General features: G+C 49.0%; 10 protein-coding genes. 3 read left to right on the top strand and 7 right to left on the bottom strand.

Annotated elements, in window-relative coordinates:
* Window positions 1–255 precede the first annotated feature (255 nt).
* Genes DXA36_RS28680 through DXA36_RS28670 form a run of 3 tightly spaced genes read left to right on the top strand, consistent with a single transcriptional unit; the run spans window position 256 to window position 2,220 of the window.
* Window positions 256–573: a PadR family transcriptional regulator gene (locus DXA36_RS28680; protein WP_118682698.1), complete on the top strand. Its 318-nt coding sequence runs from the start codon at window positions 256–258 to the stop codon at window positions 571–573.
* Complete coding sequence (locus DXA36_RS28675) at window positions 570–1,160, top strand: DUF1700 domain-containing protein (protein WP_118682697.1); 591 nt, start codon at window positions 570–572, stop codon at window positions 1,158–1,160. Before DXA36_RS28680 ends, DXA36_RS28675 begins: the two co-directional genes overlap by 4 nt.
* On the top strand, window positions 1,153–2,220 hold the full coding sequence (locus DXA36_RS28670) for a DUF4097 family beta strand repeat-containing protein (protein WP_118682696.1): 1,068 nt from the start codon (window positions 1,153–1,155) through the stop codon (window positions 2,218–2,220). The genes DXA36_RS28675 and DXA36_RS28670 overlap by 8 nt, the downstream gene beginning before the upstream one ends.
* Window positions 2,221–2,336: 116 nt before the next feature.
* Here DXA36_RS28670 and DXA36_RS28665 read toward each other — a convergent pair whose 3' ends face one another.
* The 7 genes from DXA36_RS28665 to DXA36_RS28635 form a co-directional block, all read right to left on the bottom strand.
* Entirely contained in the window at window positions 2,337–3,500 is a 1,164-nt protein-coding gene (locus DXA36_RS28665) for a M28 family peptidase (protein WP_182479308.1), read from the bottom strand.
* Window positions 3,501–3,666: 166 nt separating this feature from the next.
* Entirely contained in the window at window positions 3,667–6,132 is a 2,466-nt protein-coding gene (locus tag DXA36_RS28660; protein WP_118682694.1) for a beta-mannosidase, read from the bottom strand.
* A 41-nt stretch (window positions 6,133–6,173) separates the two neighbouring features.
* Window positions 6,174–8,117, bottom strand: coding sequence for a hypothetical protein (locus tag DXA36_RS28655; protein ID WP_118682693.1), 1,944 nt, complete (start codon window positions 8,115–8,117; stop codon window positions 6,174–6,176).
* On the bottom strand, window positions 8,114–10,249 hold the full coding sequence (locus DXA36_RS28650; protein WP_182479307.1) for a helix-turn-helix domain-containing protein: 2,136 nt from the start codon (window positions 10,247–10,249) through the stop codon (window positions 8,114–8,116). The genes DXA36_RS28655 and DXA36_RS28650 overlap by 4 nt, the downstream gene beginning before the upstream one ends.
* A 157-nt stretch (window positions 10,250–10,406) precedes the next feature.
* Window positions 10,407–12,140 (bottom strand): extracellular solute-binding protein, encoded by a 1,734-nt coding sequence (locus DXA36_RS28645; protein ID WP_118682691.1) that lies wholly within the window; start codon window positions 12,138–12,140, stop codon window positions 10,407–10,409.
* A gap of 32 nt (window positions 12,141–12,172) precedes the next feature.
* A complete protein-coding gene (locus DXA36_RS28640) occupies window positions 12,173–13,078 on the bottom strand; it encodes a carbohydrate ABC transporter permease (RefSeq protein ID WP_118682690.1) in 906 nt (301 codons plus the stop codon).
* A 21-nt stretch (window positions 13,079–13,099) separates the two neighbouring features.
* Window positions 13,100–14,062: an ABC transporter permease gene (locus DXA36_RS28635; RefSeq protein WP_118682689.1), complete on the bottom strand. Its 963-nt coding sequence runs from the start codon at window positions 14,060–14,062 to the stop codon at window positions 13,100–13,102.
* Window positions 14,063–14,095 lie beyond the last annotated feature (33 nt).

Here is a 14,095-nt window from a genome sequence, read left to right as displayed (position 1 = left end):
CCCTTTCCTCCAGCAACAGTTCAGATAAGCCTCAACTGTCATGTCTTATATACCTTATGAAAAGAAGGACAGGAATATGTCCGGGCCGGAAATTTTTATGACAGGCCCTCTGTGCAGCTGTATACTTTTCAAAGTTTTTCTTAAAAAGCTTAAGAATTTCTTATATGTGTTGACAGTATATATTATACAAAATATAATATACTTAATTCATAGATATGCCTGTATGAAATATATATAGAAAGAAGGAGGGATTACATGATATATCCGCTCAGTACACCGCTGCTGGAATTCCTGATTTTATCTGTCGTTTCCAGAGATGACAGCTACGGCTACGAAATAAGCCAGCAGCTGAAAACCGTATCAAACACGAAGGATTCCACGCTGTATCCCATATTGAAAAGGCTTCAGGAAAACGGCCTGGTGGATACCTATGACCAGCAATTCCAGGGACGCAACCGGAGATATTACCGGATTACGCCGGACGGGCGGGGAACCTGCGAATACCTGGACAACGAATGGAAAAAGTACGTGGATGCTATCAACGAAATTGCCCATGGAGGTGAGGAAAAGTGAACAAGACCGAATATATGAGCGCGCTGGAAAAGCGGCTTCGGATTTTGCCCAAAGAAAATTATAATGAGGCTATGGCTTATTTTGAAGAGTATTTTGAAGACGCCGGGCCGGAAAGAGAACAGCAGGCCATCGAGGATCTGGGAAGCCCGGACACGGCGGCGGAACAGATCATCACCAATATGGCTATCCAAAAAGCTTCCGTTCCCCAAAAGGGGCTCCGCAAAAATATGAATGCCCTGTGGATCGGTATCCTCGCCGTCTGCGCGGTTCCCATAGCTCTTCCTTTTGCCGTGCTGTTCCTGGGAGTGATTGTCCTGTTAATACTCTGTGTGCTTCTGGTGCTTGCAGCCTTTATCATGGCGGCCCTCGCCTTTGTTGTATGCGGCCCCATTGCCGTAGCCGCCAGCTTTACCGTCCTGTTCAGCGCACCTGCCACTGCGCTCAGCTGTTTTGGTGCCGGCCTGTTCTGCACCGGACTTGGACTTTTGGCCGTATATGGTGTATTAAAACTCTGCCGCCTTATCCTGATCAGCCTGGTAAAGCTTTTCGGAAATATCTTAAAAATGAAAGGAGAGCGTCATGCGTAAACGCAATAAATTTTTTATACTCTGCGGCTCCCTGTGTGCTGCCGGACTGCTCCTGTCCGTCATAGGCTGGGTACTGGGAGGCCGCTTCAACGGCGTCGGTTTCCAGCCCGGAAACGGTCTTACCGTCTATTCCCTGAATAATACTGCCAGTGAGGGACCGTCCGTCCTGTCCGATACCATCGACGATTTGGATGCCTTCACCAGCCTGGATATTCAGATGGATTATGCCGATATCACCATACAGCCTTCCGACCATTACGGGCTGGAATACCAGCTTGTGGCCTGGAGCGCTCCCGATATCCAGGTAAAAGACGGGAAACTCACTGTCAGGGAAAGCAAACAAAGCAGCGGACAGGTCGTTTTCCTGTCCGGCTTCTCCACCTCTTTTTCCGTGGATTGGCCCTCTGCCAAAGAATATGTGACCATTTACGTTCCCGCAGATACACAGCTTGGCTCCCTGACCGTTTCCACCTCCTCCGGGGACACCAGCCTTTCCGCACTGCATGCCGGGGATCTTACCCTGGTAAATGACTACGGAAATGCAACCCTTACGGACATTGCCTGTACCGATATGGATCTCACTCTCAACTCCGGCAAATTCAAAGGAGAAAATTTGAGCGGGAATACGCTGAAGGTAACAAACGACTACGGCGACTGCACCCTGGACAAAGCGGATATCAAAACAAGCACGGATCTGATACTCAACAGCGGCACCCTCAAACTAAAACAGGCCGCCTTGGGACAGCTTACGGTCACCAGCGATTACGGCTCTGTGGATATGAACGGAGTTACCGCTGCCGATGCCAGCCTTAATCTAAACAGCGGGGATATGGATGCAGAAGCCTTCAGCTTCCGGAATCTTACCGTCAAATCCGATTACGGCCATGTGGACATCACTCCCGTCCTGACCCAAACCTATGGTTATGATTTAAAGACCGACTACGGTGAAATCAAAGTAGGCAGCCACAAGCTCGGCGATGTTTATTATACCTTTGAAAACGAATATGAAAACTGGATCCGCATCGAATGCAGCTCCGGAGACATCACAATCCGGAATTAATAAAATAACGGCGCAGCAAAGTGAATTCCTTCACTGCTGCGCCGTTTCTCATGAAACAGGAGGATGATTCACGAAGCGAGGCATCCTCCTGTTCCTCAGGTTTCTCTCTGAAAAAGTCAAACTGCCCCCAGCAAGAAGGCGGCAAGCTCTCCCAACTTCTTTGTATCTACCAGAGCCGGTATGTCTTTTTCCGTATGAAGCACTTTTTCCGTCAGTTCAAATATACCGGAGGAAGTTATCGCCACTGCCGGTACGCCGGAAAAGGAAAACAGGGTGTGATCCCCCTGCGGCCACGGCTCGGTTTCTGAAAAACCTTCCAAACGGGATGCAAAGCTTCTTATACTGCTGCTCAGCTTTTCAGGACATTCATAAAACGAATAGGTAATATCCTTCCCTTTCAGCCCCGCCCCATCCACATTAAATGCACAGACATAATCCTCCGGCCTGGATAAATGGGAAGCCAGATATGCCATTTCCCCCGGCGTAGAGTAATAATCTTCTCCGTTAAAAAGGACGAACTCCAGCCGGTACGGATACGTTTTTCCCTGCAGCTGTGAAGCCATGGCAAGCAGTACCGCCGTCCCGGAGGCATTATCCAAAGCGCCCGGCGTCATGTTGCCGGTATCAATATGGGCGGAAAAGCAGACCTTATGCGCGCCGCTTCCATAGGAAGCAATCACATTTGCCCCCTTCGCCGCTTTTCTTTCCGCATCCAGCTTCAATACCGCCCGGATACCGCTGTCAAGCAGGGGAAGATTTTCCGGCAGGACAATCCCGCAGGGCAGTTCAAAATCCCCATCCTCAATGATAGGCAGATACTGTCCGGCGGAAAGGCTTACGGTAAGAACCGCCAGCGCACCGCCGTTTTCCAAAAGGGAAATGATTTCCTTATGCTCATCCGGATTCCAGAAAACAAAGCTTTTGGGCATGAACGGTTCGGATGCCAGTCCGTCACAAAGCAATACAATTTTTCCGGATAGCGGGGCTTTCCGCAGTTCTTCCAGAGAACCTGCCCGGATGATTTCCCCCTGTACCCCGCAGCCTTTGGAATAAGGCGCGGGCATCACAGGGATCTCCTTTCCCTCTGCCTTTAGAGTACCCCCGTTCCTGCTCCAGTCCATGCAGTCAAATTCCTGCAGCTGCGTGGTGAGGCCATAGGCTTCGAATTGCCTGCGGGCATAAGAAACCGCGTCCCGGTTTGCCTGTGAGCCGGTGGGACGCGGGCCGATTTCTTCGCACAGGGCTTGTAAATGCCGTTGGATTTCATTTTTTTGATCCATATTTTCCTCCATGTAGGTGGGAACGTGAATTTTGCGTCCCCGGATTTGTTCTTTTATTATAGCAATGGAGGAAACGGTTCTCTTGACCGCAACGGACATTCTCCTGCGGGATACACACTCTGTGATCTTGCCGCCGGACCGGCGGACAGCATAGAAATGTCCGGCTTCAGCGGATGTCATAAACGCTTCTTACCTTCAGCCCCTGCGGGGTTCCGGAAAGTATCCGTACGGTTTTTTCTCCGCCGTCCATATCAAAATAATTGTCAGATAAAATCAGATCCTCGTTTTCATTTTGAATCTCTACGCCCCTGGCATAGCACCTGGACTGTACTGTTATCATTTCTTCGCTGCAGCTTACCGTTAATTGAGGATCCTCAAATTCAAAATATTTGGGCATAGTGAATAATACACTGCCATTTGAAACAACGTTTGCCGCGCTTAGCGGACCATCCTTAGGTTCAGACAAAGGGGCTATATCCACAAGAGAATAACTTACATATTCCCTTGCCGCATCCAGCAGGGGAAGCTCCCATTTTTGGGTCCAGGCTGCGGAAAAAGACGGTACCGACAGCGTTACGCTTTCCCTGCTTTTCTCCCTGCCGTCAGCGCTTCGCACCGACCAGATGATCTCCACCTGCTTTTCTTCAAAAGTTTCGTTGGAAACATTGAATTTAACAGACTTATTAAAATCCGGCTTCTCCGCATTGATATTTCTTTCCTGGGTCATCCGGCTTTCTTCTTCACAGGACAGGAGAACCGGAGCAAAAAATCTCTTTGCGTAATAATGCAGGGCTTTCCACCTTCCATAATAATCAATAGAGGACCAGGAGGCTCCCGGCCAGATATCGTTCAGCTGCCAGTAAATGGCTCCCATGCACCGGCCCCTGTGCCTGCGCAGATGCTCCACCCCGTTTTTTACGGCTTCGGCCTGAAGAAGCTGGGAGGCATACAGCAGGTGTTCAAATTTGGCAGGATAAAGGTATTCCTGCCCCATATATGTCATGATTTTCCCGTTTGCGGAATTATTTCTCTGGTGCTTCTCCATGACATAAGAAAAAATATTCCTGTCTCCCGGCAGGGTAAAGCTTTCCACCGTTTTCATCGCCGGAAAGGACTGGAACCCGAATTCGGAAAGATAGCGGAAATAGAATTTACGGAACTCCGTAATGGGCTTTCCCCCATGCCACACGTCCCAATAATGCACATCTCCCCTGTCATAAGAATTGGGATCGTCAAAACCGCCGCCGGAAGAAGGGCTTGCCGGCCAGTAAAAGGTATCCGGATCGTATTCCTTCAGCAGCTTGGGGATAATATATTTATACATCTTAAAATAATCACTCATCTGTTTGGGTGTATTTCCCCATCCTCCGCCGGCCACAAACATTTCCATTTCATTATTTCCGCACCAAAGCGCAAGGCAGGCATGGTGGCGTATTCTCCGGATATTGTCGATGAATTCCGCCCGGATATTCTCCTCAAACGCATCCGTCAGCTCATAAACCGCGCAGGCAAACATGAAATCCTGCCAGACCATAAGTCCCATTTCATCACAAAGATCCAGAAAAGAATCCTCCGGGTAATACCCGCCTCCCCAGACACGGATGGTGTTGAAGTTGGCCATAACGCAGCTTTCCAGCAGCTTTCTGGTTCTTTCCTCCTGAATGCGGCCAAAAATATTATCCTGGGGAATATAATCCGCTCCCATTGCAAAAACCTGCTGCCCGTTGATTTCTGTGGCAAAGCTTTCCCCATAAGCATCCTTTTCCCTGCAAATGGTTATGGTGCGCAGGCCGATCCTTTTTTTCCAGGTATCCAGAAGATATTCCCCCGAAAACAACCGGATTTCCACCTCATAGAGGTTAGGGCTTCCCAAGCCGTTGGGCCACCAGAGCATAGGCTTCTCTATCGCAAGTTCTCCAGGAGAGTCTGCCGCATCGATCTGCCCGCCGTCCGGGGCTGTTATCCGGGCGTGATAGGACAAGGGCATCTCATCCCTGCCGCTTTTCCCGGTTTTCACCGATAGATTCAGACAGACGCGCCCTTCCTCATGTTTCTGCCTGATATGGACCTCTTCAATCCAGGCGGCATCCCTATAGGATATGGTCACATCCCTAAGAATCCCCCCGTCCGGGATCCTGGGGCCCCAGTCCCACCCGAACATGGAATGCGCTTTCCTTATGTGGGCAAACCCATCCATGGCATCAATACAGCCTTCCGCCCGGATCGTTTCCTGGCGCTCCCGGATATAGGCAACGGCCGGGTAAAAATGGATTTCCAGCAGGTTATCCTCCTTCAGAATCCCGGTAACATCATACTCATAAATACGGTGCATGTTTTCCGTATTTCCCAGCAGTTTCCCATTAAGATGGATTTCCGTCAGGGTATCCAGGCTGTCGAACCGGAGAAAGGCTTTCGTATAGGTATTCTCCCCTTTTCGGAATGTACACCGGTATATAAAATGATTTTCCATAATAGCCAGTGCTTTCTTCTCATTATCCCTCCAGTAGGGATCTTCCAGCCTTCCCCCATCGATTAAATCCTGGTAAATAGAACCGGGGACTTTGGCCGGCAGCCAGGTATCCTCTCCCTCCATCTTCATCTGCCAGTGTTGATGCAATTGCTGTATCTTCATATTCAGCTCCCATCCGCCTGCTTGGGCAGGCTTTCAAATATTCACATATCCCTGCCGATGATATCGGTCAGGGCCTCCAGGATGTTGGCCGCAGACCACATATTATAAGTGAACCAGGAGGCATAAGGCGTGCCGTCGCTGTCCCTTTCCGTTACCAGCCCGTCACTGGGGCACCACCGTTCCGATACCACCCCATATCTGCCGTATCCGGTTTTTTCCGGATAACATTCCAGATTCTGCATCATCCAGGCGGTGCTGTCATCCGCCCTGGACTGGTGGTAGGGATCCCCCGTCTTATCCGCCAGGTATCGCAGATCATCGTCCACGATCACACCCATGGGATGGATGTGGGGATTGGAAATGCTGGTAACGGAACCTCCGCAGGAATTCCAGCCGGTTTTTACCGGGGCATATTCCGGTCTTGTCCGATAACCGTACCTCCACAAATATTCGTACTGCGCGCCGCTTTCCAAATCCTTCAGGTACTCTTTTTCTCCGGTTATTTCATGAAGCAGCCTGGTTCCCCGGATAAAGGCCAGATTGCCTTCCTCATCCACGGCCTTCCAGGTATCCATAGGCGTCCCGTAGCAATTGAGATCCCTTACATACTTCCGGTAGAAGCCTTCCGCTTTCCGGGCGCTTTCCAGATAAGCCTCCTGTCCTGTCAGGGAATACGCATAAGCCATACAGGGAAGGAACCAGCAGCCGGCAAAGCCGTCCCAGTCCAGCACCTTTTTCTCCTCCGTACTGTACGTATAACCATAATTTCCATCTTCTGCCTGCAGCGTACTGATGGTATTTAGCACCTTTAAGCAAGTATCAAGCCAGTGGACGGGATATGGCTTTCCTCTGTCTTTCAGAAAACAGATGGTTTTCAGGATTTCATGGACAGCCTTCCCATTGTTATAAGCGCAATGGCAGTCTGAGGCGATGTGATACCAAATCCACCATCCGTTTACCAGAGAGCCGGAGGAATCAACGGGGGCTACCAAATCATTCAGCAGGCCGGAAACCGGATTATAGGCTCCCACTACCTGTTCGATCAATGCCTCCCCTGTTTTCGCCTTCCCGAAAGCGCTTTCGGGAAGCTGCAGCAGTTCCCTGGCCGCAACCAGAGGGCAGGCAAGCTCACCGATACCTGTCCAGCCGATTTCATATACCGGACGCCAGGCTTTCAGTAAGGTATTTTCTGAAGGCTTACAGGACATATCCGTATATGCCTGCCATTCCTCATTCCAGTTCAGCCCGGTAAACGCATCCACCATCGCTGCGGCCGCTTCCCGGAAGTTCTTTTTAAATACCGCTCTCTCATGCTTTTTACCGTACTCCTCCCGTATCATAAGATGGATTCCTTCTTTCCCGCCGTTTGAATACAGGTAAATGGAACCGCCGGCTTCCGCCTCCGCGGCGGATTCCGCAGTCGGCTCCCCCGCGTTTGTCTTATCCACAAAGGTGACGGGAAAATTTTCGTATCCCAGGGAAACTCCCACCAGTGACGGCAGGCCCGCCTCTATTCCATTATGGATATGGCCGCCCGGCACATTACAGTAAGGATCGATGGCAATCCCCACAGCTAACTCTCCCAACGTCATTGCCGTAAGAGGCATTGCCGCCCTGTCCGCCCGGAATGCCCAAAAAGGGGAACAGAACCTTGTCCCCGGATAACGGCTTGTCAGGCTGGGGAATTCTCCCGGCTTTACCCGGTCAATATTATTGTCCCCGTAAAGATTACATGGAATTACATGAAAGCCTTCCTTTTCCTCTCCCTCAAGCCAAAAGCGCAGTCGGGTTTCAAAGGTTGCCTTTTCTTCCAGCCGGTAATCATAACCGTATTCCGTTTCCGTTAGCCGCAGGGAATAAGACGCCTCTTCTGTTTTATAGAAAAACCCGGTTTCCGTTACGTACTCCTGCGGTATGTCGTACCAGTTTCCTTCTTTATAATAGCCGCCCTTCAGGGAAAGACCCGCCGCTTTTATTTTTTTCATTCCGCTTTTCTCCTGCTTTTCATTTTCACATATTCACGGGGCGTCATTCCTTCATGTTTCACGAACGCCCTCTTAAATGTGATTTCATTTTCATACCCGCAAAGCTGCGCCACAGCAGGCACATCGTAATCTTCCTGCTCAAACAGCTGCTTGGCACGCTCCACACGGAGCCTGTGCAGGTAATCGATAAAATTCATTTTCATCGTCTCTTTAAAAACCTTGGAAACGGTAGGTCTGGACACCTTAAAATAATCGGCAATATCCTGCTGGGAAAGGCCTGAAGAAGTAAAATGTGCTTTGACATACTCCACAATATCATAACCCAGAGATTTCAGATTCCGGTTTTTATAATACTCCTCCTTCAGTCCGGCCAGAATCATAAGAAGCGAATCCCACATCTTATCCACATCCTGTGCTTCCTCCGCCTCCCCATATCCACAGGCGTCTCTTGGCAGCGTGTTCTGCATATCCATGGCAAACCGGTAAAATACCTCAAAAAGCAAGCCTGTCACCTTTCCCGCTTCGCCGGGAAGCAGCCGTCTTTTCTCGTTTTCTTGCCGGATCTGCCCGCAGATTTCCTCCGCTTCTTCAAAATTCCCAATCCTCATATAATTAATAATTTTTATTTCCAGTTCCAGCGGGTAGTAATACCGAACCCTGTCCGGATCATTTCCTCCCAGCATTTTTTCCCTCGCTTCCTCATAGGACCTGTGAATTCCCTGGAATCCATGATGGGGCTGTCCGAAATATAATTCCACATCCATATCCGGAAGCAGCTCATCCACCATGATGCACAGCTGCTCCGCTTTTCCCCGCAGGGCATCCTTTCCCTGGGCGGAAGGAAGGATCAGATAATACATGCCCTGGGTATGATACATCGCCACAGGAAATCCGTCCCTGCAGCAATCCATCTGAAGCTGCAGCAAAGCCCTTATAAACGCCTTCTGCCTATCCTCTTCCCAAAACGGAAACAAAACCGCAAGATAAGCCATATCCTCCGTAAAATCCAGATGGTACTGCCTTATATGCTCTTTTATTTTTTCCTTCTCACAGGTTCCCGCCAGCAGGCCGCCCAGAAAATCATCCTTTCCGATTTCATAATATTGATTGGCCAGGGATTCCATCCCTTCTTTTTCGTTATTCAACTCCAGATAGGATTTTTCAATATCCTCAAGCCCGTAAATGCGGTGGGGCTTCTTCATTCCGAACCGCTCCGCCAGTATGCTGACCGGCCTGTGGGTCAGCCTTGCCAGAAGGTAAGAGGCTGCGAATGCAAGAATTAAAAAGCCCGCACAGCCCAAAAGCATGAAATAAGCCGTCTGGTTTCCGCTGTTAAGATAACTCATATCCACCGTAAACTCATAAGTCCAACGGTACATCCCCGAGGGCACGGTCTTAGCGTAAATCTGTTCCCCGGACTCTTTTACATTCCCGTTATTCCACTCATAAACAGGGTTCCCGTCAAAAGTAAGAACAAAATGAAGCGTATCTGAAACATTATTTTTAATAAATTTTTCAAACAGTCTGCCATCCACATATACAAACAGGATCTGGCTCGGCTTGTCATCGTATTTCAGCTGTTTCACAATGATAAAATTACCATATCCCGCTTTCACCTTATCGTCCGTATACAGCACCTGTGTACTGTAATTTCCTTCCAGTGCCGTCTGCAGATTATAAAGGAGCCGGGGGTACAAATCTACGGAATTCAGGTATCGTTCGCATTCCCAGAAGGATACCCTGTCTATAGCCATATTCTTGCGGGGAAAAAGTATTGCAGTGGATTTGGCGATTTTGAGGATATCATTCGCATTCCCTATGGTCTGGGAAATTTCCTGCTTTTTTAAAGTATCCATCCGGGAATACAAAATAGCAGACTGCGCCCCGGCATAGCGGATCCAGCTGCTGGACGCTATCTGGGTGGCAATCATATCCACCGTGGAAAATTTTTCATCAATAACCTGCGTCATCCGTTCCACTTTACGCAAAAGTTCCTGCTCCACGGATGCCTGTCTCCCTCTTTCCAGCTGATAAGAAATAATTCCATAAAAAACAAGTATCAGCGCCGCCATAAGCAGAAAAAATGTCAAAAAAAGAGTTTTGAAAAATTTATTCTTGCCAACCCCCAACATAACCCACCATCCCCCAATTGATACAGCTATTATACACATACGCCGGATGAAGTACAACGAATCCGAATCCAGAACAATCCAGACAGGTCTGAACCGTGAATAGTAACCTGGACTGTTACCCGTACTCCGCTCCGGCGTTCAATTTTTCCAGCAAAACCTACTGCCGGGCTCTTGTATATCTTTCCTGTGTAATGGTTATCAGTTCATCCAGCCCAAGCGCTTTCATATCGCTGATATACGTATCCCAGTCCTCCAGAGAAGCTTGTCCCAGAATCAGCTTGGTAAGCAATTCCTGGTAATAGGTATCAAAATCTGCTTTGATTTCAGTCATTCTTTCTGTCTCTTCTTCTGTTGCGGCTGCCAGATTGGCCTCCGTGTCCATCATGGCAAAGCTGTATTTATCCTCGTTCTCATAAATATCCCGAATCACTGCGGCCTTCTCTTCAAACCCGGTGTCCGGATAGCCCATGGTAAGGCCGGCCTGTGCACAGGTAATCAATTCCTGGGCCCTGTCCGTCACCTCCACCCGGGGAAGGATGGAATTATTGACCCATAGAGCAGGCAGCTTTGACATAATCTGCACTTCACTGATATCATTGGCCGGCAGCTTCTTTTTCTTGCCATCCTCCGTTATTTCATAGGTATAGCCTTCAATGCCGAACTCGGAAAGCACGCTGTACTCTTCGCTGGCCAGATAATCAAGAAGCCGGCCTACCGCTTCTTTATCTGCATTGGAAGTTACGGCAAATTCATAGGTTCCTTTTTGTATGCCGTTCTGTCTGGTAACAAGAGGATCGATGCCTTCTACACCGGTACACAGCGTCCCCACGAAGTAAGGCGCCGCCTGTCCTTCCTTTACAATAACCCCCGGTTCATCCCAGGTGGAAATCCACCAACTGCTTATCATGGAGACTTTGTTCTCCGCCTTTTTTTCGTTTCCCTGGCCTGATGTTTCCAAAAGTCCGGCATCGCAGAGCTTCTTCATAAAAGTGATATAATCCTTTACCCCATCCTGATACCAGGGGCTTGTTGCCTTGCCGGTTTCATAATCCACAAAGCAGGCTTGGGTTCCCAGCCCGAAAAACTGTGCAATCCCGTTACCGAAGGTATTATAATCCACCGCAACAATTTCATCCGGCTCCCCGTTTTCATTGGCATCCTGTGCCTGGAAGGCGGTCAGCACTTGAAACAGCTCCTCCGTGGTCTCCGGCATTTCCAGCTCCAGCTTGTCCAGCCAGTCCTTCCGTATCATAGGCCCGGTAAAACCGCCCCATACCTCCCCGTTGTAATCACCCACCGTGCAGGCGGAAAGCCAATAAATATTTCCGTCCTCCATCGTATTGAGTTTCTCAACTTCCGCTCCCACACCGTTGGTAAAAAATTCCCTGGCTGTTCCGTCAGAATAATTATTCCAGATATCATTCAGGGCAACCAGTTTGCCCTGGTTAACCAAATTCATCAGCGTTTTATAATCCACCGTTCTTTTATTGCTTGTACTTCCATTAATATTAACAATATCACAGGTAAGGCCCGCCGCAATCTGGGTTTGAACCACTGTTTCATACTGATCCTCCGGGATTAAATCCAGCTCCAGACGGATTCCCCTTTCTGCCAGATCCGACGTCAGCCGCTGCCACATTTTGCTGTCCCCGTTTACCCAATCCGACAGATAAACCGCATTACCGGAATCATCCGTCGCTTTGTTGTCCACCCCCAGAATTGTGATGGCCGCCAGCTCTTCCCCGTTCCGGTCTGCATCCTGCGTCCCTGCCGTACCGGTTTCCCCGGATTGTACCGCTGTCTCTTTCCGGCACCCTGTCAGTGTGCCTGCAATCATCGCTGCTGCTAAAACTGCCGCCCATACCTTGTGTAAATTCTTTGTTCTTCGCATAACTGCCTCCTTCGTTTATTAAATTTAATTGGTTATTCTTTCAAAGAGCCCAATACCATTCCTTTTACAAAATATTTCTGGAAGAAAGGATAGGTACATAATACGGGTAGTGTGGTAAATATAATCATGGCATATTTCAGCTGGGCATTGGAGAGCTGTCTCATCGCCAGTTCCTTGGCCGTCGCCGCATCCATCACCTGGGTGAGGGTCTGCTTGGATTCCACCAATATCCTGCGCAGGTACATCTGCAGAGGCTGCCACTGTGTGTGAGGCAGGTAAAGCATGGCGGAAAACCAGCTGTTCCAGACACCTACAATCGTATAAACGGCGAGCACCGCAAAAATGGGTTTTCCCAAAGGAACAAATACCTTGAGAAGCACCTGCACCAAACTGGCTCCGTCAATCCTGGCCGCCTCCGTAAGGGATTCCGGTATGGAACGAAAATATGCCTTTACCAGGATAATGTTCCATATGGAGAAGCAGGCCGGAATAATCTGGGAAAGGGGGTTGTCATATAACCCCAGCTTCACCATCAGAAGGAAAGAAGGAATAGTGCCTCCTGCAAAATACATAGGTATCAGGAGAAACATGGTTAAGAATTTTCTTCCTATCAATTTTTTATAATTCAGGCCAAACGCCACTACCGTACTTGTGGCAATCATGAGTACGGTGGTGGGAAGCACGTACAGGATAGTATTGGTATAGGCCCTCCACATCTTGGTGTCGGTAATCAGAACTTCAAAGGCGGAGAGATTGAAGCCCTTCGGCAACAGGTAAACCCGCATGGTAGCGGCATAAGCCGGGTCACTCAGGGATAAAATCAGGACATAATACATAGGATAGAGAGTAATAAGGGCGGCGACGGCGGCCAGAATATACAGGACGGCGGTTACGGCCTGGTTCCCCTCTTTGATTTTGTTTTTATTCTGCTTTTTCATCCTTACTCCTTTCTCCCCTTTCTACCACAGACCGAAGCCCGTCAGCTTATTGCTGATTTTATTCGCCGCATAGGTAAAAGCGAAACCGATAATTGCCGTAAAAAGCCCTGCTGCCGTCGTGTAGCTGTATTGTCCCTCCAGAATACCAAGCCGGTAGGTATAGGTCCCGATAACATCCGCCACATCATAAGTGGCCGGTGTATACAGCAGCAATATCAGTTCCGAGTTGGTTGCAAGGATAGCGCCCACCGTCGTGATCAGGTTGATGGCGATTACCGCCTGCAGACCGGGTATGGTAACATGCCATATCTGCTGCCAGCGGTTGGCGCCGTCCAGCTTTGCCGCCTCATAAAGCCCGGGATCGATGGAAGAAATAATGGAGCAATACAAAATACTTCCGAATCCGAAATTTTTCCATACATTGGTTATGGTATACAGCCAGGGAAAAGCGGCGGGATCCACATGATAATTTTTCCGGTCAAAACCCATTACCGTAAGAAGGTTGGTTACAATCCCGTCCGTATCAATAAAGGAAATAACCATCCCGGCAACCACCACCGTGGAAATGAAGTAAGGCATATAGCTGGCCGTCTGGATAAACTTTTTAAAACGGGTATGCTTGATTTGATCCAGCAGCAGCGCAAAGAAAATAGGAGCTGTAAAACCAAATAAAAGATTCAGGCCGCTCAGTATCAGGGTATTTTTAATCAGCCTGGAAAAATAGTGGCCGGAAATGAATTTATCAAACCATCTCAGGCCGACCCATTTCACTCCTTCTCCTAAAAACGGCGCTCCCGGAACATAATCCTGAAAAGCAATGACCAGCCCGTACATAGGTATGTAACAAAAAATAAGTATCAGTATCAGTGTGGGAAGCATCAGGCCGTAAATCTGCAGGTTTTCCTTTATGACCCCTCTTCCGTATTTCTTTTTTTCTCCGGATCCCTTTGGCCTGTCCCAAAAGACCGCCGTCCTCTCTTTCATAATGATCCTCCAATCCTTTTGACAGACATCCTC

The sequence above is a fragment of the Eisenbergiella sp. OF01-20 genome (assembly GCF_003478085.1).
Taxonomy (GTDB): Bacteria; Bacillota; Clostridia; order Lachnospirales; family Lachnospiraceae; genus Eisenbergiella.
The sequence above is the reverse complement of the archived record's forward strand: the minus strand, read 5'-3'. Positions and strand labels throughout refer to the sequence as shown.